Raw genomic sequence first — 5,476 nt, 5'->3', positions numbered from 1 at the left:
GATGCTCTAGAAAATTATATCCCCGAGTTTAAAGGTCAAGATTACGGGAAAGTAACTGTACGACAAGTATTAACCATGACCTCAGGCATTGCTTGGAACGAAGATTATGAGGATGTAAACTCGGATGTAGCACAGATGTATCAAGCTCCTTGTCAAGACACAGAGGCTCATATTTTGACTTATATGAAATCTCTAAGGTTTGCCCATGCCCCTGGAACCCATTGGAATTACAGCACAGGAGAAACGGATTTGGTCGGGATTTTGATTCAAAAAGCTACTGGAAAAAGTTTGGCCGAATATCTGTCTGAAAAGATCTGGAAACCTTGGGGAATGGAACATTGTGCCTATTGGCTGGCCGATGAGTGTAGCAACTTAAACATTGGAGGCAGTGGGCTTTCAGCTAGTTTAAGAGATTATGCTCGCTTGGGAACGCTGATGTTAAAGGAAGGTAAACTCGGAGATGAGAGCATCTTTTCTGAGGAATATATAGATAATGCTAAATCCCTCCTATATGAAGTCAACGATGAAGGCGGGGGGTATGGGTATTTGTGGTGGCGGAATAATAATGGTAGCTACGCGGCAGTTGGAATTTTTGGTCAGATGCTATATGTGGATCCAGCTAAAAATCTAGTTATTGCTCAAATTGCAGCTTGGCCTAAAGCGGGTTCTAAAGAACTCACACAACGAAGACAGGCTTTTATCGATGCCGTTCAACGCGTGATTGATTAAAGTGAGACTACCCCAAAAAAGTAACACTAATTAAAATCACGTCCGATTGTTGTTTAATGACTCCAAAACAAGTTTTCAACACTTATGAGCAATACGGAGATGAATAGCCTCGTGTTTAATAATTAGAAATAAATATTGACTGGTAAAAGAACCAAGACCACTCTGTTGGTAGAACATAAAATATAGACTTGTGTCGTAAAGCACTTAAAACGTTGGTCTTATAATTTAGAAGCAAGTCTAAATGCACATTTTTCATAAGCTTTTCTAATAAAAACAAAAGAATTGCATAGTTGAACAAAACGTTAAAAACCTCTAGTTATAAAAGGTTGCCCGAAGTAGTTCAAGTTTTTTCTATCTGTTTAAAACGGTAACTTTCCTTGATTTTTTTCGTTGACGGGATAGGACGAACAAATTAAACCATCCCTAGCTGAAAGAAAGACTCCATTCGGCTAAATTCATAAAGGCATATATGGACAAACTTGGTTGACCTTAAAGGTAAAGATGGTTTTAGTTGAAGTAAGTCTTCAAATTTTTTAAAGCGTATTAAGGAGAATTGTCCTTTCTAGCAGAGATAAATTTTTGTTCTGGAAAGAGCTAGTAGATCTGCTCAAATTCATATTTTGATTCTCCCATAATATTCTTAAATTTAGCGCCATGGACATTCAATCTTTCAATGATATCAAGGAATTGCTCACTGCTCTAAAAAGAGAAGAAAGACTTTTTTATGAAATGTTTGGAAAGCGAAAGTCGTTGGAGTTTAAACTTTCTTATGCTCTGGAATTGGTCGATTATGATGAAGCGCGCATAGATTATCTAGTCAAAAAGTCGGTGTTGCGAGAAAACGGAGGGCTGTTGGAGATCGATGGTCTGTTTTTGGAGTTTTTTGAGCAAGTCCTTGAAGTGAATGAGGAAATTAATTTGGCCTCCATTGATGAAAATATCAAATCCATTCAGGAAAATATTGTTTACTTTTTAAATGAAAATAGCGAGCATAGAAGGCATGCCTATCTACGAGAGATAAAAAGAACTTTTCGCAAAATAGGCGTTGTAACGATCCGTAGCGTTATTGACCTGAGACGTAAAGTTGACAATACCTTTAAAAATGAGCCGAATTTTAAAAACAAGCAACTCAAATTAAAACATCTTGATGAGAAAAGAGTGATGGTTAAAAAGCTGAGTGGTCAAGCTCTTGATCTTATCAATGAAAACCAGCCTGTCTTTTTTAAAACCTCCCAAGATGAAGAATTGAAACGGATCATTACAGAGTTGAAGCTTCAGCTGAATGAATGTTCCCATAACTTGATTGAAATTGAAAAACAGATTATTGATTATCTGAATCAGATTAAGCACCAAGGCTTGTTTTTGGAGAAGCTTCGAAAATTAAAATATCTAAAGGATCATTTTACCATTGAAGCAGAAACGGATATCAAACAGCACTTAACAAAAAGCAATTCCTTAATTTTTGAACGACGATTGGGCGAACCTCTTAATCTTTCATTGGATTTTATTCTCAATGAAGAAAGGGCTTTTGCATCCATTAAGAAAGTTGCTAAAAATTATAAATCCAGAACACACATCGTTCCCGAGCTCGCAGAAACTATTGCAACCGATTTTCTTGAAAATAATGTGGAGCAAGAAGTCATGATCAATCTGGAGGAAGTACGAAATCATTTTCTGGCCACAGGCGATAATCTGTTCAACTTTATCGTAAACTACAACTTTAACAAGGACGTCGGTTTTGAGGAACGGGTTACAGTATATTGTCAACTTGTGTCCATTTATGATCAGGAATTCATGATTGCCAATGAATTTGAAAATTTTAATGGTGTGGAATACGCTATGGTTTATCCTAAATAAATAAAGATGAAAACAAAATACACCTCCGAAATTTTTGAAGTGCTTCGCCGTGGTCGGTTTATTTGTTCCAATAGTCCCGACGATCGTCTAAAAATGCTCTACAACATTCTTGAGGAGGAGGAAACATTTTACGAGTTGCAAAATTATTTCGCCCATATCAATTACAATTTAGAACACGGAAACGAATATTTCTATTTTAGTCGCTTGGAAAGTAATACGGATCTGGATAGGAAACTTAATAAGGCCTTTGGCTGGATTGACTTGCTGGACTTTTTAAAAACATTTGACACTTCTTTTGACGTGGGTTTTAGGTTTTCGCCTGCAGAAATTGTCAATCAACTAAAGAACAATGCCGATTTAAAAAATAAATTGGACAATCTAAAAAGGCTAGGCGCCGATAAAAAGAATTATTCCGAAAGAGTTAAAAAAATAATCGAGCAATTGGTTAAGGACGATTTTGTGGCCTTAGAAAATGAAATGTCCGAAACCTATAAAGTGCTTACCTCTTTCAATTATTTAAAAGACTTGGTTACCGCTATTAATATTCCTGAAGAAATAGAGAATGAGATACCTTAATAAAATTATTTTTATAAACAGCGCATCGGTGGCCTATGCTGAGATTGAGCTTGACAGCAACGTGCATTTGATTGGCACCCAGGGTGTCGGAAAAAGCACGCTTTTACGTGCTATTTTGTTTTTTTACAATGCTAACAAAGTCAAACTTGGAATTCCACGTGAGAAAAAAAACTACGACGATTATTATTTTCCTTATCAAAACTCCTATGTCATTTATGAAGTGATGAAAGATGGCGTTCCATTTTGTGTGCTTAGTTACAAAGTGAACGGCAAAGTAGCGTTTCGGTTTTTTGACTCTGGGTATGAGCAACAGCTTTTTATTGACCATCAGAATCGGGCATTTGAGAACTGGGAGCAGATTCGTCAGGCTTTTGGCAAATCAATTTATTATACGTCTATCATTTCAAGTTATGATGAATTCCGAAGGATTATTTATGGCGATAATAAATCCCTTAAACCTGAATACAGAAAATATGCAATTATAGAAAGTAGGCAGTATGAAAATATTCCGCGCACCATTCAAAATGTGTTTTTAAACTCCAATCTGGAAGCTAAATTCATCAAGGACACCATCATTAATTCCCTTAATGAGGAAGAGTTTACCATCGATCTGGAGAATTATTCCAAAAACCATCTTCGTGAATTTGAGAGTCAAATTAATGATATCGCTATTTGGTCCAAAGCAAATAGGAAAGGAGAAGTGCCTATCAGGAAACAGGCGGATAGCATCATTGACCATTACCGTATTCATAATTATTTGAATCGGGAGAAATTGGAGCTATTTCGGAATTTGTTGTCGCGAATGGATTATGTAGAAAAACAAAAGCCACTACTTCAGGTCGATATTTCGGAAGAAAGACAAACAAAGGATAGATTTTACAAAGAATTTGAAAATCTCAAAGATTTACATCAAAAACGGGAACAAAAAATAATTTCTGAAATAGATTATTTCAAGAAACAGATTGCGGAAGCACAGAGGAAACAACAGGAATATCAAAGAATCGAAATTGATATATTGATTTCCAAGGTTGCGGAGAAAGAATCCTTGCAACAGGAAAGTGGCGCATTGGCTGAAGAAAAAAACCTGCTCACTTCAAGATTTGCAGATATCAGGACAAAATATGAAAACTTGATCCGGCAAATCGAAAATGAAAAGCAAGCTTACTTAAACACCAAAACTTCAGAAATCAATCAACTGGAGCAGGAGTTTGGAAATTCCAAAATGGAACTTTTTACCAGCTATCAAAAAATAGTTAACGACATTAAAATCAATTCCGAAGCAGAAAAAATAAATGCGGTAGAAGAGATCGAAAGACTTAAGAATGAGAAACACCTTCTCGACAATCAAAAATCAGAATTAAAATATCAAATTTTCTTTGAAAGTGAAATAGGAGCGTGCAAGCAAAATCAGGAGCAGTTGATTGCCAAGATTTCTGCTGGTAACTCCACGATTACGGATTCAAAGCACCAAATCAAAAATGCTAGAAAAGAATGGGAACTTGAAACTGAAAGAATAGACGCCCGATTTGGGGTTGAAACGGCAAAGGCGAAAGATCAAAGCGCTGAAGCTGAAAACGTGATAAAGGAAATTGAGTCTAAACTATTACAGAGTGAAGATTCCTTTTATGGCTGGTTAAATAAAAATGTTTCGAACTGGGAAAATACTATTGGGAAAGTGGTTGATGAAAAAGTTCTTTTTCACTCGGATCTTGAACCAGAACAGTTTGAAAAGGAAACGAAATCCTTATTTGGTGTCCGAGTCAATTTGGAAGTTCTCGAAAATAAAATCAAAAGTGTTCAAGAATATCGGCAGGACATAGAAAGATTAAAAAAACAGCTGGAGCAAATCCAAAAAAATAGTCTTCGGATAGAGGCTGAAAAAGAAACGGAACAAAATAAATTGAAGAGTGGCTTTACTAAAAAAATCAAAAATTTAAATGATTTAATTGCAAAAGAAGACTATCAGTTAAATCAGAATGAGGAAAAACAGAAGATCAATAGCGTCCAATTGAGAGAATGGATTGAAAAATCAGAAGCTGAAAAGAAAATCAGAGCCATCGAAATTGAAAAGAAGTTAGAAAGTTGTTCTTATGAACTTTCAAAAGCATCAGATCAGTTAACGGCGGTTAATAAAAATATTTCTAGAAGGATTTCATTAAAGGAAACGGAACGGGATAAAAAGACTGCTGATTTAGAAGCAAGTAAAAACGAAAAAGTTTCAACCTTCCAATCTTCTATTAACACTCACAAAGAGCAATCCGACCTTCGCATTGAAGTACTCCGCAAAAATCAGATGGATGAATTGGAGGATAAA

Annotated in this window: 4 protein-coding genes; all 4 read left to right on the top strand. The window is 35.8% G+C overall.

Annotated elements, in window-relative coordinates; genetic code table 11:
* Positions 1-729 (top strand): serine hydrolase (locus ABIQ28_RS09710; protein ID WP_348036719.1); only part of this gene is annotated, 729 nt, incomplete at its 5' end.
* Between the two features lie 654 nt (positions 730-1,383).
* Positions 1,384-2,586, top strand: coding sequence for a hypothetical protein (locus ABIQ28_RS09705; protein ID WP_348036717.1), 1,203 nt, complete (start codon positions 1,384-1,386; stop codon positions 2,584-2,586).
* Between the two features lie 6 nt (positions 2,587-2,592).
* The gene (locus ABIQ28_RS09700; protein ID WP_348036715.1) at positions 2,593-3,162 is read left to right on the top strand and encodes a hypothetical protein; all 570 of its coding nucleotides are present in this window, start codon (positions 2,593-2,595) and stop codon (positions 3,160-3,162) included.
* Positions 3,149-5,476 (top strand): ATP-binding protein (locus ABIQ28_RS09695; protein WP_348036712.1); only part of this gene is annotated, 2,328 nt, incomplete at its 3' end. The genes ABIQ28_RS09700 and ABIQ28_RS09695, both read left to right, overlap by 14 nt.

The sequence above is a fragment of the Gelidibacter sp. genome, from assembly GCF_039916245.1.
In the GTDB taxonomy this organism is placed as follows: Bacteria; Bacteroidota; Bacteroidia; order Flavobacteriales; family Flavobacteriaceae; genus Gelidibacter.
The sequence above is the reverse complement of the archived record's forward strand: the minus strand, read 5'-3'. Positions and strand labels throughout refer to the sequence as shown.

Coding starts and splice junctions, on each gene's coding strand:
- ABIQ28_RS09700 (WP_348036715.1), top strand. CDS start 2,593: ATGAAAACAAAATACACCTCCGAAATTTTTGAAGTGCTTCGCCGTGGT.
- ABIQ28_RS09705 (WP_348036717.1), top strand. CDS start 1,384: ATGGACATTCAATCTTTCAATGATATCAAGGAATTGCTCACTGCTCTA.